This is a genomic window from Parabacteroides sp. AM58-2XD, from assembly GCF_003463685.1.
Taxonomy (GTDB): Bacteria; Bacteroidota; Bacteroidia; order Bacteroidales; family Tannerellaceae; genus Parabacteroides; species Parabacteroides segnis.
In genome coordinates, this window is the sequence record NZ_QSDP01000022.1 from 33111 (window position 1) to 59317 (window position 26207).

Annotated in this window: 15 protein-coding genes and 1 pseudogene; 13 read left to right on the forward strand and 3 right to left on the reverse strand. The window is 41.3% G+C overall.

What is annotated here, in order from left to right; genetic code table 11:
* Nucleotides 1–14: 14 nt before the first annotated feature.
* The 3 genes and pseudogenes from DXA15_RS07345 to DXA15_RS07350 all read left to right on the forward strand — a co-directional run.
* Nucleotides 15–1235, forward strand: a pseudogene (locus DXA15_RS07345) (glycoside hydrolase family 97 catalytic domain-containing protein); the annotation flags it as partial.
* Between the two features lie 126 nt (nucleotides 1236–1361).
* Complete coding sequence (locus tag DXA15_RS26095) at nucleotides 1362–1613, forward strand: glycoside hydrolase family 97 C-terminal domain-containing protein (RefSeq protein ID WP_233566964.1); 252 nt, start codon at nucleotides 1362–1364, stop codon at nucleotides 1611–1613.
* 130 nt (nucleotides 1614–1743) lie between these two features.
* Entirely contained in the window at nucleotides 1744–4638 is a 2895-nt protein-coding gene (locus tag DXA15_RS07350; protein ID WP_128133614.1) for a glycoside hydrolase family 38 C-terminal domain-containing protein, read from the forward strand.
* A gap of 124 nt (nucleotides 4639–4762) precedes the next feature.
* Here the strand turns inward: DXA15_RS07350 and DXA15_RS07355 are convergent, their stop codons facing one another.
* The 3 genes from DXA15_RS07355 to DXA15_RS07365 form a co-directional block, all read right to left on the reverse strand.
* Nucleotides 4763–5779, reverse strand: coding sequence for a uroporphyrinogen decarboxylase family protein (locus DXA15_RS07355; protein WP_128133615.1), 1017 nt, complete (start codon nucleotides 5777–5779; stop codon nucleotides 4763–4765).
* Between the two features lie 11 nt (nucleotides 5780–5790).
* Entirely contained in the window at nucleotides 5791–7116 is a 1326-nt protein-coding gene (locus tag DXA15_RS07360; RefSeq protein WP_128133616.1) for a sugar porter family MFS transporter, read from the reverse strand.
* A gap of 82 nt (nucleotides 7117–7198) precedes the next feature.
* Nucleotides 7199–8065 carry an AraC family transcriptional regulator gene (locus tag DXA15_RS07365; protein ID WP_128133617.1) on the reverse strand — a complete coding sequence of 289 codons (867 nt, stop codon included), beginning with the start codon at nucleotides 8063–8065 and terminating at the stop codon, nucleotides 7199–7201.
* A gap of 167 nt (nucleotides 8066–8232) precedes the next feature.
* Here DXA15_RS07365 and DXA15_RS07370 point away from each other — a divergent pair, with 167 nt between their 5' ends.
* The 10 genes from DXA15_RS07370 to DXA15_RS07415 all read left to right on the forward strand — a co-directional run bounded on the left by DXA15_RS07370 (nucleotide 8233) and on the right by DXA15_RS07415 (nucleotide 26196).
* Entirely contained in the window at nucleotides 8233–9600 is a 1368-nt protein-coding gene (locus DXA15_RS07370; RefSeq protein WP_128133618.1) for a Gfo/Idh/MocA family protein, read from the forward strand.
* 137 nt (nucleotides 9601–9737) lie between these two features.
* Nucleotides 9738–10493 (forward strand): DNA-binding domain-containing protein, encoded by a 756-nt coding sequence (locus DXA15_RS07375; protein WP_128133619.1) that lies wholly within the window; start codon nucleotides 9738–9740, stop codon nucleotides 10491–10493.
* Between the two features lie 182 nt (nucleotides 10494–10675).
* Nucleotides 10676–13759, forward strand: coding sequence for a TonB-dependent receptor (locus DXA15_RS07380; RefSeq protein WP_233566959.1), 3084 nt, complete (start codon nucleotides 10676–10678; stop codon nucleotides 13757–13759).
* A 12-nt stretch (nucleotides 13760–13771) separates the two neighbouring features.
* A complete protein-coding gene (locus DXA15_RS07385) occupies nucleotides 13772–15628 on the forward strand; it encodes a RagB/SusD family nutrient uptake outer membrane protein (RefSeq protein WP_128133621.1) in 1857 nt (618 codons plus the stop codon).
* 154 nt (nucleotides 15629–15782) lie between these two features.
* Nucleotides 15783–16742 (forward strand): endonuclease/exonuclease/phosphatase family protein, encoded by a 960-nt coding sequence (locus DXA15_RS07390; protein ID WP_128133622.1) that lies wholly within the window; start codon nucleotides 15783–15785, stop codon nucleotides 16740–16742.
* Nucleotides 16743–16750: 8 nt separating this feature from the next.
* A complete protein-coding gene (locus DXA15_RS07395) occupies nucleotides 16751–18883 on the forward strand; it encodes an alpha-N-acetylglucosaminidase (protein WP_128133623.1) in 2133 nt (710 codons plus the stop codon).
* Nucleotides 18884–19207: 324 nt separating this feature from the next.
* Nucleotides 19208–20431 (forward strand): alkaline phosphatase family protein, encoded by a 1224-nt coding sequence (locus DXA15_RS07400; protein WP_128133624.1) that lies wholly within the window; start codon nucleotides 19208–19210, stop codon nucleotides 20429–20431.
* Nucleotides 20432–20492: 61 nt separating this feature from the next.
* Nucleotides 20493–21479 carry a DUF5009 domain-containing protein gene (locus DXA15_RS07405; protein ID WP_233566961.1) on the forward strand — a complete coding sequence of 329 codons (987 nt, stop codon included), beginning with the start codon at nucleotides 20493–20495 and terminating at the stop codon, nucleotides 21477–21479.
* A gap of 115 nt (nucleotides 21480–21594) precedes the next feature.
* The gene (locus DXA15_RS07410; protein ID WP_128133626.1) at nucleotides 21595–24120 is read left to right on the forward strand and encodes an alpha-N-acetylglucosaminidase; all 2526 of its coding nucleotides are present in this window, start codon (nucleotides 21595–21597) and stop codon (nucleotides 24118–24120) included.
* A gap of 186 nt (nucleotides 24121–24306) precedes the next feature.
* Nucleotides 24307–26196 (forward strand): right-handed parallel beta-helix repeat-containing protein, encoded by a 1890-nt coding sequence (locus DXA15_RS07415; RefSeq protein WP_128133627.1) that lies wholly within the window; start codon nucleotides 24307–24309, stop codon nucleotides 26194–26196.
* Nucleotides 26197–26207: the final 11 nt, after the last annotated feature.

Sequence of the window (26207 nt, forward strand, 5' to 3'; positions counted from 1 at the left end):
AATATAACCAGCTCACGCTTCTGTTGGAAAATAAGGGCAGTCAATCCGGTATTAATAAACTGACAGTCGAATTTCGCCTTTACGACGATGGGCTGGCTTTTCGTTATCTGATCCCGGAAGGGGTGGATGAAGCTGCCGAGTGTGAATTGACACAATATAATTATGTAGCAGATCCTACGGCTTGGTTTTATAATGGTGAAAATGCAAACTATGGACCAGTCAAGTTGAGCGAAGTGGATGCGGTTCGTCCGTCAAATGTGACTTTGCAGGTGGCAGGCGATTTGTTCCTGAATGTGCATGAGGCTTGCTTGACGGAGGGCGATCCGTTGCGACTGGCTTCGCGCAAAGGGGAGCATACGCTTTCTGTCGCCTCTTCTCCGGGTGTGTTCGGACAGTTGAAGGGTGGTTTTACTTCTGCTTGGCGGGTGGTCATGGCGGGTAAGACTCCTGGTGCGCTGGTGGATAGCCATTTGTTGGAATTGCTGAACCCTGATCCTGATCCGGAGATAGATTTCTCATGGGTGAAACCGAGTGTCGCTGTTTGGGATTGGCGTATCGACGGGGCAGAATGGGACGGCTTTACCTATTCGATGTCCTATCCTTCGTGGATAAAAATGGTTGATTTTGCAGCAGAGCAGGGATTCAAATATTTGGTGCTGGATGCCAATTGGTACGGTCCCGAGTTTGAATCGGATTCCCATCCGGTGGAAGGAGATAAGGCGAAAGATGTGCAAAACCTGATCGCTTACGGTAAAGAGAAAGGGGTTGGCATCTGGCTATACCTGAATGACGTGGGCGGACGGAAATATCCGATCGAACAAACATTGAAACAGTATGGCGACTGGGGGGCTGCCGGGGTGAAATACGGTTTCATGCGTGGCAGCCAGGAAGAGAAGAACTTGTGGACACAAAAGATTACCCGGCTTTGTGCAGAGAATCATCTGTTGGTCGACTATCACGATGGGCCGGTACATCCTTACGGGCAGATGCGTACCTGGCCGAATGCCGTGACACGCGAATTTTGCCATGCTCAGTTGGATGCCCATCGGGTATTTACTCCGACTACTTTCTGTACGACGGTATTCGTCAATATGGTGGCTGGCCCTATAGATATGAATAATGGTATGTTTGATCTTCGCCAGGGTAATACGACCCGTGTCGACGAAAAACAACCGGTACCTTCTACTTTGGTTTCAGAGGCGGCCCGTACGTTAATCGTGTTTTCCGGAGCAACCATCTTACCGGACATTCCGGAGTATTATAAAAAATATCCGGCATTGCTCGACTTCCTCTCTGCACAGAAAATGCCCTGGAAAGAAAGCCGTACGCTACAGGGGGAAATAGGTGAAGATATTGTAATGATGAGACAGACAGACGATGCTTATTTAGTTGGTGCAGCGACAAATGAATTGGGACGTATAATCGAGTTGGCTTTGGATTTTTTGGGGGAAGGTAGTTATGAAGCAAAAATTATGGAAGATGGCGATAATGGCCATTATCTGACTAACAGGGAAACATTGAAAGTGACTGAAAAGCAAGTTGACAAACACGATGTTTTGAAGTTGACATTGGTACCTGGGGGAGGAGCTTGTCTGATTTTTATGAAGAAATAGAACTACAAGAATCAGAAGATAATGCAAATAAACCGTTAAAAAGTCTATTGATCGGGAAATAAAAGATAGGTTTATTTGTATGCTAAACTAATTGTTGGCAATGAATGTCGTTGATTTTAAATTGAATACAATGAAAAAGAAAATAGCTTATTGTTTGTTTGCATCTGTATTGTCTTCTGTGATTTATGCAGATGTTGTTCCATCTTCAGTCGATTATGTGGTGCGTCCTCTCTACGGTTACAGGGCGGACGGAACTCCCGGGCGTATTGTAACGGTTAAATTGAAAGGAAAGGAACTGAAAGGAGAGCTTTCCGTAGATGTGATAGCCAAAGGAAAAACAGAAAAGAACCATTTTGCATTGAATGCGAAAGATTCGACGGAGGTCGAAATTCTGTTACCTTCCACAGTACCTACAGGGAAGAAGTCGGAAGTCACCTTTGTTCTTCGTGGGGCGGATAAGGTGTATAAGCAAAAAGTCAGTGTTACGCCTATGCGTCATTGGAATGTTTATTTGTACAACCATGCTCACGTAGATATAGGATATACCAATACGCATAAGAACGTAGAACAGCTTCACAAGAATAATATCATTGAAGGGATAAAACTTGCAGAAGAGACGAAGAACCATCCGGAGGGTGCCCGCTATGTGTGGAACCCGGAAATAGGATGGCCGCTCGAACGCTTATGGCAATCCAATCCGGAGATGCGGGATGGGGTCATAGATGCAATCAAGAAGGGACAAGTGTGTGTGGATGCCAGTTATCTGAACCTGAATACTAGCATTTGTACAGATGAAGAGATGTTCCACATTTTTAAATTTACACGGGAAATGCAACGGTTAAGCGGACAACCCGCAGACGTTTTCCAACAGTTCGATATTCCGGGCATATCGTGGGGACTTGTTCCGGTAATGGCACAGGAGGGAGTTCGGTATATCATTTCTTGGCCTAATTCCGACCGGGCGGGAAATGCCCATGCCAATATGGATGGTAAGCCTTTTTGGTGGTTGGGGCCGGATGGAAAGTCGAAAGTTTTGTTTTTCCAACCTGGCAGTTATGCCAATAGCGGGAGTATGGGAAAAGGCGGAGAGACGGGACGTCCGTGGTTCGGCCAGCGTGATCCGGAAAAGGTTCCGAAAGTAATACGTACCGGATATGCGAATGTAGACTTTACCAAGCAGTTGGAGTCTATGGAGAAAGATAATTACCCCTACGATTTTGCCTTGTTTTCCTGGTCCTTGTGGGACAACAATCCCTTGGATGCCGATATCCCTTTTGCGGTGAAGGAGTGGAATGAAAAATATGCCTACCCGAAGATTCGTATTTGTGGTGGCCACGAAATCATGTCGATGATAGAGGATAAATATGGAGACCAGTTGCCGGTCGTATCTGGCGACTATACGGAATATTGGACGGACGGCTTAGGTACGGCAGCCGGGCTGACCGCCAAAAACCGAAATGCCAAAGAGCGGTTGACGCAGGCGGAAACAATCTGGTCCATGCTGGCAGATGGCGGGAAAGCTCCACGTGAAGATTTCGATGAGGCTTGGCGTTATATCCTTTTAGGTTCGGAACATACCTGGTGCTTCGAGAACCCGACCGAACCTTATTTCCAGGATGCCATCTGGAAAGTGAAGCAGTCTTACTTCCATGAAGCCGAAGACCGCTCGATCGATATGCTGGATGAATCGCTGGCTCCTGCCACAGATAAGTCGAATGGGGCACTGGGTCCTAAGGAAGGTCCGGCAAATGGAGGTATCGCTGTCTTTAATACGCATTCATGGCCGCAGAGCGGTGTGATCCGGTTGACGGCAAAGGAGAGTTTGAAAGGGGATAAAGTGGTCGATCAGCATGGTAAAGAGGTACTTTCCCAACGCCTTTCTACCGGTGAACTGTTGTTCTATGTTCCGGAAGTACCAGCATTGAGTTCCCGTCATTTTCGGGTAGTGGAAGGCAAATGTTCTTTGTCGGGTAGTTGCAAAATAGAGGGAACGACACTGGAAAACGATTGTCTGACGGTGCATGTGGACCGGGTAACCGGTAATATTGTTTCTTTATTGAAGAAAGGTGCTGAATATAACTATATCGGCGAGGGAGCCAATACATTCTCCTGGTTGCCGGCGAATGTGGATGCTCCTCAGGCGGATACGGTATTATCTGTTTCTGTAGTGGAAGAAGGTCCTTTGGCTGTAGAACTGCGCGTGGTATCGAAAGCAACCGGTTGCCGGAGTGTCTCCCGTTCTGTCCGTTTGTTGGCAGGCCAGCCATGGGTGGAAATTTCCAATGTCGTGGATAAATTGCCTTTGGTGGAGAAAGACGGCATTCATTTTGGCTTTGCCTTCAATCTGCCGAACTCAAAGACCCGTGTCGATATTCCCTGGGGAGTGATGGAAGTGGAAAAGGACCAGTGGCCGCAGGGTAACCGTAACTGGCTTGCGATGCAGCGTTGGTTGGACGTTTCAAACGAGACTCATGGCGTAACCTGGTGCTCGTTGGATGCTCCTCTCTTTGAGTATGGCAACCGTACGGCAAACATCGCACTCGGTTGGGGAGACAAGGGAAATTGGTTGGAGAAGCTCGAACCGAGTTCAACCGTTTATTCATGGGTGATGAATAACCACTGGCATACGAACTTCCCGTTGACCCAAGATGGTCCTGTCCAATTCCGTTACCGTTTGTATCCGCATGAAGCTTACGATGTGGTGGAAGCGAACCGTTTCGGAATGGAACAATCGCAACCGCTGGTATACGTTACGGCAGATAAAGATCCGCAGGTTCAGCCATTGATAGCTGTCGACAACCGGAAAGTGTACTCGACGATTATCAAATCACTGGAAAGCGACCGTGCTTTGATCGTCCGCCTTCGTTCCTTGTCCGACAAAGAGGAAAGCGTAAAACTGTCTTTTCCTAAAAAGGTCCCGGTGCGTGTTTCTGTCTGTGACCGGGAAGAGATAGCCGGAGAGAGAACCGACGGCAATCTGGTGATGGCTCCGTACGGACAAATAACATTGAGATTGGAATACTAAGAAGCGTTATTTGGGATAGTATAGTAGTGCTAGCAGGGGTAGCACAGTAGTGTTACTCTATTTAGGACAGTAGTGTGGGGAGACCTAACACTACTGTCCTGTTTTTTTTCTGAAAGTATTTATTTTATTCTCGTGCTGTATGAATCATGGAGAACAGATTTTCGGGAGGAGTTGTAGAAGGAATGGCACAACCTGCATTCAGTATAAATCGGGGATTGTTCTTGAATACTTCTATTAATTCGATTGTTTTTTCTCTGACCAATGCAGGTGTTCCAAATGCCAATACTCCGGCAGGATCAATATTGCCTGCAAAAACAGTTTTACCATGCATCTTTTCTTCAGCCCGATTGATGTTTGTTTTGTAATCCAGTTCCAATACATCTGTTCCGCATGTAATCATTTGGTCGATAATAATATCTGTATTACCACAGATGTGTAATAGATACGGAACTCCTAATTGATGAGCATAATCGCAAACTTTCTTTTCATAAGGGAGTGCAAACTTCTCATACATATCCGGTGACAACATGGATGGCCCCGCCGGACTATCTCCGTTGGATACCATATCTGCACCGGCTTCTGCCATCATTTTGATAAATTGGGAAGTGGCTTCGTAACAATGATCCAGAAATTCGAAAACCCTGTTTTCTTCTTCCAAGCATAAGTCCATCATCATATTTTCTACACCACGGATCATTGTGGCGAGTGAGAATGGTGCCTGATCACAATTTCCCCGGATATAAATCTCGTTTTTGAAATAATCTTTTAGCAGGCTGACAGCTTCGCACCAGATTGTGGCGTATGGATAGCTTTGTACATTGACCGGTTTTAACTGGTCCAGCTCAGTTAAAGAGGATAAAATACCGGTATGAGAGCGGGCCGGTTCTGTTTCCGGGAAATCGACTTTTACCCCGCATGCACCGGCAAGTGTAACTGTATCAATGTCTACAACAATGCCATCATACTGATATTTTTCTACTGCGCGTATAAAACATTCGGCTATAACCTTCGGATTGTTGCGGTATTGTTTCATGGTGTATCCTGCCTCATTGACGGCCATCATGAAATTGTGCAGCATAATAGGTGTTTTATCCGGCATTTTGCCGGCAAGAGCTGTTTGTATTCTTTCGTATCCTGTCATATTGTATCCTTTTATGAATTTTCTAATTCTATTTCTTCTAATGATTTATTAGTTGTTTCAAACAAGTATTTCTTAAAGAAAAAGTATCCTGTAAGTGTCGTGATCGCAAAAAAAGCGAAACAATATCCTCCGCCATAGGGAAGTGCCCCGGTTGCGATGGGAAACAAGAAGGAAATACTTCCGTTTATTATCCAGTTGGATAATGAGCCGATGGACATACACTGTGAACGGATATTGTTGGGGAATATTTCTCCTAACAAAACCCATGAAACCGCTCCCATAGAAGAAGCAAAGAGAGCTACGAAGGAGACTAACGCCATCAATAAAACCCATGCCGGAAAACCAGTACTGAAATAAGAGGCAGCCAATACAGCCAACGTTACGGACATTCCTGCTGTACCGAAAAGAAGCAACTTTCTTCTTCCGACTTTATCGATCAATGACTTTGCCAATAAAGTGAAAGCAAGGTTGGTTATCCCGATAATAACAGTTTGCCCTATGGCTGCGTTGGTAGAGAATCCTGCCGCCCTGAATATGTCTGTCGCATAATACATGACGATTGCAATTCCTGATAGTTGACTGAAAATACCGACTGCAATGCCTATTAGCATGAATCGCAGATAGGGCTTTTTGAATAGTGGAGGACAATCTTGCTTATTGTTTTGTTTATGGAGTGATGCTTGTATCTCCCGGACCAACTTTATACTGTTTTCCTGCGAATTATATTCCTGTAGAGCTATATTTGCTTCCGATATGTATCCTCGTTGAATGAGCCATCGTGGACTACGTTTGGCTTGCAGTAAGAATGTAAAGAAAAAGAGAGACGGAAGAGCCATTGACAGGAACATATATCGCCAGTTGTATTCGCCTGTATCGATTAGCAGGTAATCAACAAAGAAAGCGGCCAATATGCCGACTACAACTCCCAGTTGGAAATTGATGGTCGAGCTTCCTCGATGTTTAGCAGGGGTAATCTCTGAAAGGTAAATCGGCATGATGACAGAAACAGCTCCTACGGCAATACCTCCTAATATCCGGGCAATGATAAACATCGTAAAGTTATAGGCAAATCCTGTTCCCAGGGCGGATACCAAGAATAACAAAGCTGCTATTTTCATGCCATCCCGTCGTCCGAACCTATCTGCCGGCCAACTGGCAAATGAGGCTCCTAAGATACAACCGACAAGACCGGAACTGACTGACCAGCCGACCATTGCATCCGAAAGATTGAAATAGGATGTAAAAAAGGGCATGGCCCCATTTATTACCGCTGTATCGTAGCCGAAAAGCATTCCGCCCAAGGTGGCTATCCAAAAGTATAAGATATGCGTTTTCATGGAATTATTTTTTCACAAAGATAACTCCGTTAAATAGGTTTACGTTTAAATTCGGTATTATAGCACTATTTTGAAATAATATTTATTGGGAGGTACTTTTCTTTTTGTATGAAGTGGGAGAATAACCGTTGTATTGTTTGAATACGGTGGAGAAATAGGCCGGTGAAGAAAATCCCAGATCATAGGCGATATCTTTGATAGAGAACTTGTCTTCTTTCATCATTTCTTGTGCTTTCTCCATTTTCCTGCGGATTATATATTCAGATGGTGGTATACCGGTCTCTTCTTTAAACGAATGTTTGAATCTGGATACGGAAAGGTTACATTTATCTGCAAGGGTTTCTAAGTCAAATACTTCAAAAAGGTTCTCATCTATATAATGGACAATCTTAGTTATGCGATCACTGTATGTCCTGCCGGAGTTTTTTTCACCGGCATGTATGATATGAAGTAAAAGGGACACAAGCAAATTGTTCAACTCCATTTTGGTTAGCGGCTCTTTGTTTTGAAAGTAGATAGATATGATTTTCAGGAGTAAACGTTCACATTCACTACCTCCTTTAAAGAGGCGCTTAGGTAATAGCAGTAGCCTGGAAAAAAGCTCACAGGCATCCGAATAGTTTAGTCCCAGGTATTCTGTACCCTCTTGAGGCTTTTTCAGAACCATCCAATATAAAACCCCTTTTTCTTCCGGAACCTCGCCTGTACCATGTATCTCGTTAGGAAAAGTAATGAATACATCTCCACCGTATAATCTGAAAATACTGTCGCCAACAAAGTATTCCTGACTTCCTTTAGCCAAATAACAGATTTCGATCATATCTGGATGGGTATGGGTGGGAAGTATGGTTTGTGTATTTACATAATTGTATCTTCCGAATTCATCGAAAACGTCAATGCCATGTCTTTTCATATTTAAAATGAGGCGGCTGATTTCTCTGTTTCTCATCTGTATTTATAGATTTTATTAGGTTTGTAGTAACGGCAAATATATAAAGAATGTGCAAGTATTATTATCTTTTTATCAAAAACATTCAAAATAGTGCTATAATATTTATTTGAATCTGTAAGTCGCTTAGTAACTCTACATTTGCAAATGTTAAATCTAGTTATACCATGAAACGAAGAGATTTTTTAAAAAGTACTGGTTTGATAGCTTCTTCAACGGCTATCTTTGGACAGGCAGAATTATTGAATGCCGCACAAGCTGGTTCGATAACAGACATACCGGCCGTTGCGGACGATCTGGATGCCAAATTAAAGAAACCATTGACCGCTATTATTATCGGTGCCGGCGGGCGAGGGAATGTTTATGCCCAATACGCAGAAAAGTATCCGGGTTCTCTTCAGATCGTAGGTGTCTCCGACATCAACGAGTTTCGCAGGAAACGGATGTCTGACCGCTTTTCTGTGAAAGAATCATGTCGCCTGGGAGACTGGAGTGAAGTCTTTAAGAAGCCGAAGTTTGCGGATATTGTCTTCATAACTACTCCCGATCATTTGCATTATGCCCCTTGTATGAAAGCTTTAGAGATGGGGTATCATGTATTATTGGAAAAACCAGCTGCTCAAACGGAAAAGGAATGTACTAACATTTTGAAACAATCACAAAAGTATAACCGTATCGTAGCTATTTGCCATGTACTGAGATATGCACCCTATTTTAAAGCACTCAAAGAAACTGTCGATTCAGGAAAAATCGGAGAGTTAGTAAGCATCCAGCACCTGGAACCGATCGAACGCATCCACTTCTCCCATTCGTATGTGCGGGGTAATTGGAATAATTCTAAAAAGAGTACTCCTGCCGTCATTTCCAAATCGTGCCATGATTTGGATATTCTGCGGTGGATTGTGGGAAAACCGTGCAAAGAAGTGACAGCTTTCGGTGACCTCTCTTATTTCAAGGCATCCAAGGCTCCGCAGAAGGCCGCAAAGCGTTGTTTGGACTGCCCGATTGAACGTGAATGTGCCTTTTCTGCCAAACGGGTTTATTTTGATAACCGGGCGTGGTTGCATGTGTTCGACTTAAGTGGCGACAAACAACAGCAGGGCGAACAGATCTTGTCTTATCTGCGGACGACTGATTACGGCCGTTGTGTCTTCCATTCGGATAATGACCAGCCGGATCATTTCATTATGAATATGAAATTTGAAGATGGTGCGACTGTTGCTTTTTCGATGGAAGCTCTGACCTCTTACGGTGGACGACGGACACGGATTATGGGTACCAAAGGGGATATTGTAGGTGATATGCAATCATTTACAGTGACAGATTTCTTGACCGGAAAACAACAAAAATGGGGTACTGATATAAACGACGGGCATGGCGGAGGTGACCTTCGTCTGATCAGAGACCTGTTGTGGGCGGTCGATAAAAAGGATGAATCTTTGTTAACCAGTAGTATAGCTGCCTCTATCGAAAGTCATGTGATGGGGTTCAGGGGCGAACAGTCAAGACTGAAAGGGACAATAGAGAGGTTTTAGGCACTAAAGAATTGTGGCTTGGTCGAAATTGTAAAGCCTTGTTTTTATAACCAAAAGAATGATCATTCTTTTGTTACACAGATATCTGTGTAACAAAAGGTCATTATATAAAAATATTAATCAATAAATCATTTACCATGCAAAACAAATTAAAAGGATGGATCGCACCGAACAGCGTCACCAAGGACCCGAATGACAAGATTCTGATCCTTGACCCTGCCGGACATGTGGGGCTGGAAGAAATTTACAAAGAAATGAGGGAAGAAGATACCGGCTTGCGTCCGGAAACTTTGACGCATGTCGTAACTCTTTATGAACGGATTGTTGCCCGTTTTTTAATGAATGGATATTATGTGAATACAGGTTTGTTTTATGCTGTGCCCCGTTTTTTGGGACTTATTGAAAAGGGATGTTGGAATCCGGAAAAGAACAGTATTTATGTCGCATTTTCACAAGACAAAGTTTTGCGTGAAGAGATTGCCAAGACCGATATTGTCATTCAGGGTGAAAAGAACGATGTCATGTATATCTTGGAAACGGAAGACCGGAAAACGGGCTTGACCGATGGCAGGATGTCGCCGGGACGTAACTTGGTTGTCCGTGGCGCATACATCAAGGTGGTGGGCGACGATCCTTCCGTAGGTATTTATTTCCGTAACAAGGCTGATGACACGGTTGTCAAAGTGGAGGAAGAAATGTATAGTACCAATAACCCGTCGGAGCTGATTTTTATTGTTCCTACTGAATTGAGCGATGGCGAGTATGAATTGACGGTTACTACGCAATATACGAAAAACAAAGGTGTGTTTCTGAAATCCCCCCGTTCGGTATCCGTGCCGGTATATGTGGGAGAAAAGAAAAATGAAGAAGGCGACCGTCCGGAGATAGAGTAGGACGGCCGCCTGCACTTACTCCGTACTTTCCCTGCCGGTAACTCCGATGGGGAGTTAATGGTAAGGAATGTGCGGAGTAAGTACTAGGGAATCGGCGGAGTGTAAAGTATGTAATGTTTAACTAAAAGAATAATATTATGAAATATCAACCTAATTTTGATTTTCGGATAAAGTCGAGGTATATGTTGAAATTATATTCGGCTTTTATGTTGACGGCTTTTAGCGCCGTGCCGGTTTTTGCTGAAGATTATCCCAATGTGGGAATCATGAAGCTTCAGCAATCTGAACAAAAAATTACAGGAACCGTTGTTGATGCAAATAACGAACCTGTCATAGGTGCAAATGTGTTGGTGAAGGGTACGACCAACGGAGTCATAACGGATGTGGACGGAAAGTTCACATTGACTGTTCCCCGGGGAGCGGTGTTGCAAATATCTTATATCGGGTATGTTACGCAGGAGGTAAAAGTAACCAACGAAAGTATTTATAACATTTTGCTGCGTGAAGATTCGGAAGCGTTGGAAGAAGTCGTGGTCGTTGGTTTCGGTACGCAGAAAAAGGCAAGTGTGGTTGGGGCGGTTCAAACGATCAAAGCTAAAGACTTAAAGGTTCCATCTAGTAATTTGAGTAATGCTTTTGCCGGACGTATTGCAGGTGTAACCTCTTTTCAGCGTTCAGGAGAGCCGGGAGCCGATGGAGCTACATTTTATATTCGTGGTATTTCTACATTTGCCGGTCCTACAAATCCTTTAATATTCATTGATGGAGTTGAAGTGTCTGCCGCAGATATGAATGCATTAGCTCCTGAAGTTATTGAAGGTTTTTCTGTATTAAAGGATGCTACAGCCACAGCATTGTATGGTGCTAGAGGTGCAAACGGTGTAATGCTTATCACAACCAAACAAGGGCAGGAAATGGAAAGAGCGAAAATTAATATTCGTGTAGAAAATTCCTTTTCTCAGCCTACGAAAATGATCAAATTGGCAGATGGAGTAGATTATATGACGGCAAATAATGAGGCTTTGCTTACTCGAGGTATTACAACCCCAAGATTTTCGCAAGAAAAAATTGATGCGACCCGTCAAGGATTGGATCCCATTATTTATCCTAACGTGGATTGGTATGATTTGCTGTTTAGGGATTTTTCTGTAAACCAAAGTGCTAATTTGAATGTAACTGGTGGTACTAAAAAAATCACCTACTTTTTAAGTGCATCAGTCAACAATGATAATGGTATGCTGAAAAAAGACCCGCAAAACAACTTTGATAATAATATTAACCAGTTGCGTTTTAGTTTTCAAGGTAATATTTCTGCTAAATTGACAAATACTACAAAAGTAGGACTTCGTATCAATTCGCAAATAATAGATTATAAGGGAACTTCAACTGGAACAGGTAACCTGTATACATCTATATTTTATGCTCCTCCAACACTTTTTCCAGCCTATTATCCGTCAACCGAAGGCCATACGGCATTTGGTAACCTTATGGGGGGACCCTTAGGTATTGGTTTGTATTATAATCCTTATGCAGAGATGGTACGAGGATACAAGGATAACAATCAATCAAGTGTGATTACTTCTTTTGATGTAGATCAGGATTTGTCTTTTTTGACAGAGGGATTGAAAGTGAAAGGTTTGATCTCATTTAAAAACTGGACAAGCACTGATGTTGTCCGGAGTTTTACCCCGTTTTTTTATGAGTTAAATGCCGACAATCCATTGAATGCCGATAACACCTATAATTATGAGGTTATATCGAAAGGTACTACTTATTTGGGAACTTCAACTGCGTCAAGAGGAGATCGATTGTTGAATCTACAATTAAGTTTGGATTATAATCGTAGTTTTGGTAAACATGATGTATCCGGTATGCTTGTTTATCTGCAACGAGATTATAACAATAATGCACCTGATGGATTTTATGCATCTTTACCGACTAGAAATCAGGGTTTTGCAGGACGTATTACATATGGATATGATAACCGTTATATGGTTGAGGCTAATTTTGGATATAATGGTTCTGAAAACTTTGCTGATGGTAATCGTTTTGGCTTTTTCCCATCAATAGCTGTAGGTTATAATATATCCAATGAAAAATACTTTGAGCCTCTTAAAAATGTTATTTCAAATTTAAAGTTAAGGGCATCTTATGGTATTGTCGGTAACTCTTTTACAGATCCACGATTCCCATATATAACGGATGTAAATTTGTCTGGTAAAGGATATGTTTTTGGTGATAACTGGCAAACAAGTATGAGCGGAGCAGTTGTCAATAAATATGGTACTAATAATGCAAAGTGGGAAACCGGTAAGAAAATAAATATTGGTCTCGATTTGAATCTGTTTAATAGTTTGAATGTTATTTTAGATGCTTTCAGTGAAACTCGTAGTGGTATTTTTATGCAAAGACAGGTTATATCTGCCGAGTCCGGGGTAGTAGGTAATAATCCGTATGCTAATTTAGGAAAAGTAAGAAATGAGGGAATTGATTTATCTTTAGATTATAATAAAGCGTTTACAAAAGATCTGATTGTAAATCTTAGAGGTACATTGACCTATAATCAAAATGAGTTACTTGAACGTGATGAACCTCAATTGCCATATGATTACTTGTCGGCTATAGGAAAACCACTTAACCGTCATACTGGTTTGATTGCTGAAGGACTTTATACAGAAGAAGATATCCAAAAAGGAGTGATTTCTACTTATACTCCCCATTTGATTAAAGCAGGTGATATCAAGTATAAAGATTTGAATAATGATGGTAAAATCGATAATAACGATATGACACAGATTGGGAATCCGACTGTTCCGCAATTGATATATGGTTTTGGGGGATCTTTGCAATATAAGCAATTTGATTTCGGTGTATTCTTTCAAGGTGTAGGTAAGGTTAGCTTGATGATGGCAAATCTTCATCCTTATACGGCAGACGAAAGTGTTTTGTTCGATTGGATTGCCAAAGGACGTTGGACGGAAGAAAACCCTGACCCCAATGCAATTTATCCTAGATTAATATCAAAAGCGCCGGAAGGATTCAATAATTATCAGAATTCAACTTACTGGTTACGCAATGCAGCTTTCTTGCGTTTGAAAAATATAGAGCTGGGATATACCTATAAAATGGCACGTCTTTATATCAGTGGTCAAAATTTATTAACCTTTAGTCCTTTTAAATACTGGGATCCAGAACAAGGTGGAGGTAACGGTTTAGGATATCCTCCTTCAAAAATTGTGAATATCGGATTACAGTTAAATTTCTAATAAGTCATAAATATGAAAACAAAAATAACAAAATATATAGCTGTCTTTTTGATTGCTTTATTTTTACCAATAGTAAATGGTTGTAGTTATCTGGATATAGTACCGGACGATAAGCCGACACTTGACGATGCATTTAAAAATGAGCAAACGGCAGAAGCTTTTCTTTTTTCTTGTTATGGTTATATACCTCAGGCGAATCATTTTAGAACCAATTTTGCATGGGTAATGTCAAACGAGTTGGTGGCAACCTATCATTGGGGTGCACAATATTTTAGTTTTCTACAAATACAACAAGGAATGCATAGTCCGGCTAATCCTGTATTGGATGTATGGCAGGAAATGTATAAAGGTATTCGTCAATGTTATATGTTTTTGGACAATATACATTCGGTGCAACCGGTTGCCATTTCTCAGTCTGAATTTGAAACCAAGAAAAAGTGTTTTATAGCAGAAGCTAAATTTTTGATTGCCTATTTCCATTATGTTCTTTTGCAGAATTATGGACCGATTGTACTAATTGATAAAACGATCCCATTAGATGGTTCTGAAAGCGATATGTTTAGAAAGCGAAGTAACTATGATGATTGTGTAAAAGGTATTGCAAAAATGTTTGATGAAGCAATCGTTGATCTTCCAACATCTTGGTCAAAGTCTGATTTAGGTCGTCCGACAAAAGTTGTAGCCCAATCTTTGAAATCAAGAATGTATTTGTATGCGGCCAGTCCTCAATTTAATGGGAATAAAGATTATGCAGATTTTAAGAATAAAGATGGAGAGGTTCTCATCAGTCAATCTTATGACAAAGAAAAATGGAAAAAAGCTATGGATGAAACTCGTAAAGCGATAGAAATGGCGCATGCTGCTGGGTATAAACTATATGAATATAATAAACCAGATGCACCCACGGATCCGTTTGAAAAAGCGGTTGCTACTGCGCGGTATACTATGGTTGAAACAGCTGATAATCCTGAAATGATTTGGCAATATACGGGAAAAAAAGAACAAGCTGGATCTTATAGTGATGCTTTTCAATCGCATGTGATACCCAATGGGTTCAGAAAAGATGAATGGCCGGTAGGTGCTTTGTGTCCTACTTTAACCACGGTTGAATTGTTTTATGATAAAAAAGGAAAACCATTAGAAGAAAATTCTGAATTATGGGAAAGACGTTTTAAAATCGCAGATGGTGATTCAACTATTCAACTTCATCGTAATCGTGAACCAAGATTTTATGCAGCTATAGCATTTGATAGGGGAGGGTATCAGATAGGTCCGGATATAAAAACTTTAAAAGTCCGATTTGGAGAAACTAACGGATGTAAAGATATTAATCAGAACCATTTGTATAGTGGATATGCTTTACTTAAAGGGGTTCATCCTAATATGAGTATTACTCCTAATTTATTTTCAATAACACCTTATCCATTTCCTTTAATGCGTTTAGGTGAATTGTATCTAAACTATGCAGAGGCTTGTGCGAATTATACAGGTTCATTAGATCCGTTAGGAACAGAATGTTTTAATAAAATCAGGTCGAAAGCTTTGTTACCGACTCTTGCTGAGTCTTTTGGAAATAAAACAGGAAGTGATTTGATTAAGATAATTAAGCGTGAACGTATGATAGAATTTATGTTCGAAGCTCATTGGCTTTATGATTTGAAGCGTTGGAAAGATGCTGTTGATTGGTTTGCAAAAGATAGAGAAGGTATGTGGGGATTGAATTCACAAGGAGTTACGGCAGAAGATTTTTATCAAAAAACTCGTTTAGAGAATCGTCCATATATTTTTGATTTCAAGCATTATTTTTATCCTATAAAACAAACCTATATTAATGTCAATCATAATCTGGTGCAAAATCCGGGATGGTAAAACAGAATAAAACGGAAAGGAAAATGTAGAAAAAGCATTGGGAACTCAATTTGGAGGGATTGATGAAGTGAATGAAGTTATGTGGATATTAAAATAAGTATTAACGAATGCGCCTGTGTTATTATAGGCGCATTTATTTATATAAGTGGTTAAAATGAGAGTTTTTATTGTATTTCTTCTGTTATGTGCGCAATTAGTAGAAATTTCTGCAAAAGAAATCAAGTTATTGACACTTAACGTACTTAATTCGGTTGAACATGGCGGATGGAATGAGTATAATTGGAGTAAAAGCGATGGTAGAACGCGTGGCCAGAAAGTCGTGGAAGTTATATTAAAGTCTGAAGCCGATATTGTTTGCATTCAAGAATATATCCATAATAATGAGTGGATTAAAGATGAATTGGAACGGACTACAGGAGAAGATTGGTATATTCGGATATTGCCAAGAAATTGTGCAATTGTTTCAAAATACCCTATTCCTCCGCATGGGAATATGTTTTTAACACCGGTTCTTATATCGGAAAAGAGTCATATTAATGTTATTAGTTCTCATCAATTTGTATACACGTATTTACCTTATGCTATTAATAATGGAAAAACGGCTAAGGAGGCATGTGAAGATGCTGTTCGTTTGAATCATACAGGTTATTGGAATGCAATGATTGAAGAAATAACAGTTGCGTGTAAAAAAGGTGAAATAGTTATTCTAGCAGGAGATTTCAACGAACCTTCTCATGTGGATTATTCTGCTAAAGCAATGAAATTAGGATTGGTTGAATCTGATCAACTGTCAGGATTGATGTCTAATGTACTATTAGATACACTGAAGATGAAAGACGTTTGGATAGAAAAGAGATTAAAAGAAAATGCAGATGAATGTACTTTAAGAGGTATTACATGGTCTCCTACCACATGGGATTATAAGGAGGGTATCGATGATCATAGAATTGATTTTATTTATTATACGCCTAAATATTGTACTTTTGTTGATGCTAAATTAGTGGGTGAAATTCCTGTTGTAAATATAGTTGGAGATAAAGTTGATTTGCAAGTTGAAGGATGGCCTTCAGATCATCGGGGAGTTTTGGCTATTTTGAATGTGGACTTAAAATAACATGAACAATGAAGTATTATTTTATTATTTCTTTCCTATTTTTGGTACAAGTCGTATTTGCGACTTCTCCTATCAAAGGCCTTTTGGAACGAATAGACAAAGGGGCATCTTCCAAGTTTGTAATTGAACAAAAAGTTGCTGATACAGACTATTTTGAGCTGGATCAGAAAGGTGACAAAGTGGTTGTTCGTGGAAACAACTATGTAAATATTGCCACCGGCTTGAACTGGTATCTGAAATATTATGCCGGTATCCATCTGTCATGGAATGGCATGACAGCAAAATTACCTTCAACATTACCACCTGTATTAAAAAAGGAGCGTAGGGAAACGACGATGCAGTATCGGTATGATTTCAATTATTGTACCTATTCCTATACGATGGCTTTCTGGGATTGGGAACGTTGGGAGAAGGAAATCGACTGGATGGCGTTGCATGGTATCAACTTGCCGTTGGCGATAACGGGTACCGATGTGGTATGGTTCAACGTGTTGAAAAGATTGGGATATACGAAAGAAGAGATCAACGAGTATATAGCAGGTCCGGGATTCCAAGCTTGGTGGTTGATGAATAACCTGGAAGGTTGGGGCGGACCGAACCCGGATAGCTGGTACACACAACAAGCCGATCTGCAGAAAAAGATCTTGAAACGGATGCGTGAGTTTGGAATAGAACCGGTATTGCCCGGTTATTCAGGGATGGTTCCGCATAATGCGAAAGAGAAGTTGGGATTGAATGTGAAAGATCCCGGTTACTGGTGCTCTTATAATCGACCGGCTTTTTTGTTGCCGACCGATCCTCGGTTTGGTGAAATAGCTTCCATCTATTATGAGGAAATGGACAAATTGTATGGTAAGGCGAATTATTACAGCATGGATCCGTTCCACGAAGGTGGAAACCCGGCAGGGGTAGATCTCTCAATGGCCGGACAAGCTATTATGGATCAAATGAAAAAGAACAATCCAAATGCCAAATGGGTGATTATGGCATGGCAAGTGAATCCGCGGTCGGAATTGATAAAAGATTTGAAGAAAGGGGAATTGATCGTATTGGATCTCTTCTCGGAAAGCCGCCCGCAATGGGGAGATCCCAAATCGACATGGTATCGCAAAAACGGCTTCGACGGGCATGATTGGTTGTATTGCATGTTATTGAATTATGGAGGAAATGTCGGGTTGCACGGTAAAATGCAACATGTGATCAATAGCTTCTTTGAAGCAAAGGAAAGTGCGTTCGGGAATACGTTGAAAGGGGTGGGGATGACTCCGGAAGGAACAGAAAACAACCCTGTCATGTTTGAATTGCTTACCGAGTTGCCTTGGCGTGCTAGCCTTTTCGACAAAGATGAGTGGTTGAAGCAATATACTGTTGCGCGTTATGGCAAAAGTTGCAAGGAGGTGGAAGAGGCATGGATTATCCTCTCGAATTCGATTTATAATGCACCGGCGGCTTCTACCCAGCAGGGGACGCATGAATCGGTCTTTTGTGCACGTCCGTCGTTGAATGCTTATCAAGCATCTTCCTGGTCTGAAATGAAGGATTATTACAATCCGGACGATGTGATCAAGGCTGCAAGGTTAATGGTGTCTGTGGCAGACCGATTCAAAGGGAATAATAATTTTGAATATGATTTGGTGGATATCGTTCGCCAGGCTATTGCCGAGAAAGGGCGTTTGCTTTTGAAGAGTATGAAAACGACCTTTTATGCAGGAGAAAACGGTGTTTATCACCTCCTTACTCAGCGTTTTTTGGATATGATCTTGTTGCAAGATGAATTGTTGAGTACACGTCCGGAATTTAAGGTGGGTACTTGGATTGCCCAGGCTCGTAATAAAGGATATACGCAAGCGGAAAAAGACTTGTATGAATGGAACGCCCGTGTACAAATAACCACTTGGGGCAATCGTACGGCAGCCGAACAAGGCGGTTTGCGTGACTACGCTCATCGTGAATGGAGCGGCCTGTTGAAGGATGTATATTATGTGCGTTGGAAAACATTCTTTGAAAAGGGTGTAAATGAGAAAGTCGATTACTATGCTTTGGATGAGGCGTGGACGAAGAAGACGAATTCATATAGTGTAGGATTTTCCGGTGATTGCGTAGAAACTGTTCAAAAAATTTTTACTATAGTATTCAATTGATTGTTCCCCCAAAATAAGAAACAACAGGGCTATAGTACTGACTGAAGGAAACACTATAGCCCTGTTTGGTAAAGTTCCAAAATCTTAAAGAAAAGTTATAGATCTCTCTTCTTCTTCCCGTATAGATAAAAAATTCAAAATAATGCTATAGTACTTTTCTAAACCTAAGGGTTGCCTAGTTGACCTATCTTTGCAAAGATTAAATTAAAATAATTGTTTGTACCATGAAAGATGTAATCTTGAAATTGTAAAGCCTTGTTTTCTAAATTGACATTGACTACTCTTTTATATATTATTACGGAAGTATAGATAAAAAATACAATAATGAAGAAAATAATAATCAGATTGATTTTGATCTCGTTGTTTGTAACGTCTGAAGCAAAAACGAGAAAAACGATTTTTGTGGTGGTTGACGGCATTCCGGCAGACTATATCGAACGAGTACATCCTAAAACTATTTTTGATATAGCCTCTAAAGGTAATTATGCCAGAGCATTTACAGGAGGAGAGGTTGGGGCTTATTCGCAAACGCCAACTATTTCTGCTATTGGTTATATGAATATCCTTACCGGAACATGGTTGAATAAACATAACGTTACTGGCAATTCCAACCTGAAACCCAATTACAATTATTGGTCTATTTTCAGGATTGCAAAAGAACAGAAAAAAGACTATAAAACGGCTTTGTTTTCAAGTTGGGTAGATAATCGGAGAGTCCTTATTGGAGCCGGAAAAACGGAAACAAATAATCTTAAGATAGATTATGTATATGATGGTTATGATTTGGATAGTACTCGTTTTGCTCCTAAACCCCATCATCTTCAAATATTTGATATAGATTCTGTTGTAGCTATGGAAGCTGCTAATTGTGTCAGATCGGAAGCTCCGGATTTAAGTTGGGTATATCTTTGGTATACAGATTCAGGATTCCATCTCTTCGGTGATGGTACTTTTATGGATAAATATGTCAATAAGACGGATGGGTTAATCAAGCCGATTTGGGATGCCGTTCGTTATAGGGAGAAAAATTTTGATGAGGAATGGATGGTTGTAATTACTACAGATCACGGGCGAGATGAAAGTGGACATCACCATGGCGGTCAGGCACAAAGAGAGCGTAGTTGCTGGATTTCTACTAATATAAAAGAAGTGAATTCTCATTTCCATACCTCAGGTTTAGCTCTTACAGATATTAATCCGTCTATTTGTGAATTTATGGGATTTGAGTTACCAGAAAAGATCTCTTTTGAACAGGATGGTGTACCCTTTGTAGGTAAAATAGATATTGATAATTTGAGAACGGTTCCTTATGATAACAATGTTACATTAGAATGGAACTCTTATTCTTCAAAGGAAAAAGCGGAAATCTATGTTGCAACGACTAATAACTTTAGAGAAGGTGGAGAGGATGATTGGATAAAACTGGCTGAAGTTCCTGCAAAGAGTAATCAATATATAGTTGATTTGAATCGTATCCCTTCTTCTAAATTTTATAAGTTCATAGTTAAAACCTCCAATAATAGTATAGGAAGGTGGTTGAAGAAGTAGAATTAGAGGATAGAATCTATGCTTTTTTTTTAATACATCGCAAAGATTGGAGTCTCTTGACATGTTAAGAGGGCTTGATCTTTTTATTTTGGTAGCCTTTCAACCTGTATTTATGCGTTTGGCGCAAGTCATGGGGAAAGATAGCTGGGTTGGTACAATTTTCCAGTCTCTTTTTACTCATGTTGAATGGGAGGGCTTTCATTTATGGGATCAGATTATGCCTTTATTCCTATTTATGGCGGGAACTTCCATCCCTTATGCTTTGTCGAAGTATAAAAGAGGTGAAGGTAAAATAGGGCAAGTGGTTAGAAGAGTGTCGAAAAGAGTCATTCTGCTTTGGATTTTTGGCGCAATTGTACAAGGTAATTTGCTTGATTTGAATGTGAATACTTTATATCTGTATACTGATACTTTACAGGCGATTGCGATGGGATATCTTTTTTCTGCTATATTATATCTTTTACTCTCAATGCGTATCTTGTTTGTTGTCTTTTTATTATTGCCGATTATTTATACTATAGGTATGTTATTAACGGGTGGTTACCTTCCCGGAGAAAATATAGCGGAGCAGATTGATAGAACTATTTTAGGACGTTTCTTATATGGAGCATCGGTGTCTGAAACAGGACAGATTGTCTTTGCTGATTGGTATCATATTAGTTGGATATATAGTACGCTGAACTTTACGGCTACGGTGTTGAGTAGTACACTGATAGGTTGTTTGCTGAAATCAGATATTCCAGCTAAGCAAAAACTGAGAATTATGGGAATAGCAGGTGGGGCTAGTCTGCTTATTGCAGGAGGACTTTCTTTTGTCGAACCTGTTATAAAACGATTGTGGACGAGTTCGATGATGTTTTTGTCATCTGGTATTTCTATTTTGTTGATGTTTGTTTTTTATTATTGGGTAGATGTATGTAAAAATGGCAAATATTTGAAATGGCTAAAGATTTATGGCATGAATTCTATCTTGGCATATATGCTTTATAATACGTTAGATACTTCTTCTTTAAGGAATTATTGGTTACATGGATTTATAGTTATTTAGGGGAATATTATGGTGTTCTATATGAATTTAGCCATGTATTGATAGTTTTCTTAATTTTGTATTATTGTTATAGGCATAGGATATATTTTAAAGTATAACTTAGTAAAAGTATAAAATGAAACGGATCTTATTATTCAGTTTTTGTTTGCTATCTTTTTCCTTGCAAACCATATTGGGGCAAAAGAGTGCATTGGTAGGGACACGCAAAGTGGTTGAGCGTGTTACGGGACAATCTGATTTACCTGTATCTTTTGTATTGAAACCGGATAAAGGACAACCAAAAGGGAAAAACTATTTTCAGTACCGGGTAGATGATGGGGTGTTGAAGATTGAGGGAAGTAGCCCTGTGGCCTTGTGCCGTGGCTTTTATGATTTTGTGAAGAGTAATCGTGCGGGGCTTTATAGCTGGTCGGGAAGCAATATCCGTTTCCCTCAACAATTGGTAGACGGGATGGAAAAAAGGGTTGTCTCTCCTTTTGAACATCATTATCTGTTCAATGTCTGTACGTATGGTTATTCCATGCCTTACTGGGATTGGGAACGTTGGGAAAAAGAAATAGATTGGATGGCATTGCATGGTATTGACATGCCGTTGGCACTGGTGGGGTATGAGGCAATCATGGCCCGTGTATGGAAAAAGATGGGGCTGACCGATGAAGAGATTAACAACTATTTTGTAGGGCCGGCTCATTTGCCTTGGATGCGTATGGGGAATGTGAGTGGGATAGACGGACCGTTGAATCAGGATTGGCACAAGCAACAGGTTGAACTGCAACATAAAATATTGAAGCGGATGAAGAATTTGGGCATGAAGCCCATCTGTCCAGGATTCCCCGGATTTATCCCGGAGGCGTTCAAACGTATTTATCCTGATTTGCATATTATCCAGACCCATTGGGGCGGCGCGTTCTGTAATTGGATGATTTCTCCGCAGGAAGAACTCTTCACGAAGATAGGAACTACTTTCATCAAAGAGTGGGAAAAAGAGTTTGGAAAGAGTGAGTATTACTTGGTTGACAGCTTTAACGAAATGGATATCCCTTTCCCTGCTAAGGGTTCAAAAGAACGATATGAACTTTTGGCCTCTTATGGCGACAAGGTGTACCAGTCTATCCGGAAGGGAAACCCGAAAGCGACTTGGGTGATGCAAGGTTGGATGTTTGGTTACCAGCGGCATATTTGGGATTATGAAACGCTGGGTGCATTGGTATCTAAAGTGCCAGACGATAAAATGCTTTTATTGGATTTGGCGGTAGATTATAACAAGCATTTTTGGAAATCGGAAGTCAATTGGGAGTTTTATAAAGGCTATTATAATAAATCGTGGGTGTACAGTGTCATTCCGAATATGGGCGGAAAAACCGGTATGACAGGTATTCTTGATTTTTACGCCAACGGCCATCTGGAGGCATTGGCTTCGCCTAACAAGGGGCGTTTGGTTGCGCACGGGATGGCTCCGGAAGGGATAGAAAACAATGAAGTTATTTATGAATTATTGTCTGATGCCGGTTGGTCGGATAAAGAGATTAATATCCATGAGTGGTTGAAAGAGTATTCTTACAATCGTTATGGAGGTTATCCGGCTGCTATTCGTGAATGTTGGGATTTGTTGTTAGAGTCTGTCTATGGAACATTTACTGACCATCCGCGTTATAACTGGCAATTTCGTCCGGGGACAGTACGCAGTGGGTCTATCAATATAACCCCTTCTTTTTTCAAAGCAATAGAATCGTTTATGGAAGTAAGTGGCCAGCAGAAAGGTAACTCTCTTTATTTGGCAGACTTGGCAGAACTGACTACCCTTTATTTAGGGGGGAAGGCTGAACTTTTAATCAAGGCGATCGATTGGCAATATGAGATTGGGGATACGGTACGGGCAGCTAAGTTTGAAAAAGACTTTGAACATATCATGTTGGGGATGGATGCATTGCTATCCGCTCATCCAATCTTACGTTTGGAGCGTTGGATTGATTTTGCCCATAAACAGGCGACGACTTCTGAGCAATATAAGCAATATGAAAGGAATGCGAAACGTATAGTCACGATTTGGGGACCTCCGGTGGATGATTATTCTGCCCGTGTTTGGTCCGGTTTGATCCGAGACTATTATTTGCCGCGTTGGAAACATTATTTTGCAAGTAGAAAAACGGGTATTCGTTTTAACTTTGCCGAATGGGAGAAGAATTGGGTAGAGTCGGAAGGGTGTTCTCCGCAAACACCTCCTGCTGATATCGTAAATACTGCCCGTTCGCTGGTAGATTATGCAGCATTTATAACTCCGGTTTTAATCCCCGATGGTAAAAAAGGTCAGTTGGGGTCATGGACGATCGGTTCTGAAAAAGCAGAAATCATATCATTTCAGGTTCCGGCAGACAGGCTGGATAAACTATCGGCTGTTCGGATAGAAAAGAAAGCTGGGAAAAGTTCGGTCGTTTGTTCCCGTTTGAAACTGGTTGCTGACGGAAAGGTGTTGGTTGACGATGCTTCAGAAAAAATCCTGTATGGCGATAAATTGGGAACTGTTTATACGGTAACTTTACCGGATGATATTCGAGGTAACAATGGAGTAGAGTTACAGCTACAGATAAAAAATATCGGATCGGAAACTGCATCAGGACAAGTTTCTCTTATCGGAGAATAAGAGCTTGGTCATACACAAAGATAGAAATCAAAAAAAGGAGCCTGTTATTTTGGATAGGCTTCTTTTTTACAGGCATAGACAATAATAATCCACAAAATAGGCATTTTTTTGCTATTTTATGTCGGGTAAGGGGTTTCTATATTTGCATCGTTCTAACAAGGAAGCTACAATAACAATCAAAATATCATGAAGAGAAAACAGTTGTTTATTACTTTATTCCTAGCCTGTTGTGTGGCGATGCAGGCAAAAGAATACCATGTTTCTATCAAGGGGAACGATGCAAACGAAGGAACCGAAAAAGCCCCTTTCCGGACTATCGGGAAAGCAGCGGAATATGCTTTTCCGGGTGATATAATTACCGTACATGCGGGAACGTACCGGGAATGGGTAAATCCACCCCGCGGAGGTGAGAGCGATGATAAACGAATTGTCTACCGGGCGGCCCCCGGTGAAAAGGTCGAGATAAAAGGCTCGGAAAGGATCACTAACTGGACAAAGGAGAAAAACGGCGTCTGGAAGGTAACGATACCGAATACTTTCTTCGGGGATTATAATCCTTATATCGACCTGATCTACGGTGACTGGTTTGAAGGTATGGGGCGTGAACATCATACCGGAGAGGTATTCCTGAATAACAAATCCCTGTATGAAAAGGAAACACTGGATAAGGTACTGACCCCTGTCCCTAATGAAAAAAGTAAGGACAAGGAAGGTTCCACCTACACCTGGTATTGTGAAAACGATGGTGTCAATACCACCATCTGGGCCAATTTCCATACATACGACCCGAATAAAGAACTGGTAGAAATAAGTACCCGCCCCACCTGCTTTTATCCGGAGAAACAAGGGGTCGACTACTTGACTATCCAAGGCTTTCATATCAGCCAGGCTGCAACCCAGTGGGGAGCGCCGACTGCCGAACAGATCGGTATGATAGCGGCCCATTGGAATAAAGGATGGATTATCGAAAACAATATCATCAGCAACTCCAAATGTTCGGGTATCACTCTGGGAAAAGAACGTAAGACCGGACATAACGTCTGGCTGAACGATACAAGCCTCGACGGTTCCCTGCATTATATCGAAGTCACTTTCAATACAATCCGGAACGGATGGAACAAGGAGAATATCGGTTCGCATATCGTTCGCAATAATGAAATATCCCATTGCGAGCAGACCGGTATCTGCGGAAGTATGGGAGCCGCTTTCAGTCTGATCGAAAACAACCATATCCACGATATCTGGGTGAAACGTCAGTTTACCGGCGCGGAGATCGGAGGTATCAAATTCCATGCCGCTGTGGATACACGGATTATCCATAACCGTATCCATAACGCTGGCCGTGCCCTTTGGCTGGACTGGATGACGCAGGGAACCCGCGTATCGGGCAACTTGTTCTATGATAATGACATGGAGGACCTGTTCCTGGAAGTAAACCACGGCCCGTTCCTGGTGGACAATAATATCTTTGCGTCCCGCCGGAGCATCCTGGAACAATCCCAGGGAGGCGCCTATGTGCATAACCTGATTGCCGGAGACATTTACCGCTATGTGGAACACGGACGGTATACCCCTTATTTCCTTCCTCATTCGACAGAGGTTGCCGGCTTATCCATCATCCCGGGAGGGGACGACCGTTATATCAACAACCTCTTTGCCACGGTCCTTCCCGAAAACGAGAAAGACAGCAAACGGAAATACGGCCTGGCAGATTATAATAAGACCGTCTATCCGATGATGGTGGATGGAAATGTCTACTACAACGGTGCTTTGCCTTTCGAAGGAGAAAAGAATAAAGTCGTTCTCCCTGACTTTAAACCGGATGTGAAAGTTGAAGAAACCGCCGATGGCGTCTACCTTTCTCTTTCGGTACAAGGTCTGGACGGCTTGCAGACTTCCCGCGTAACGACCGGAAGACTCGGGAAAGCGAAACTACCCCGGCAGGCTTACGAACAACCGGACGGCAGCCCGATCGATATTGCCACCGACTATCTGGGTAATGCCCGTGGCAATCAACCCAAGCCGGGCCCTCTTGAATCGATCAAGGACGGAGCGATCAGAATCAAAGTATGGTAATCTTAAATACA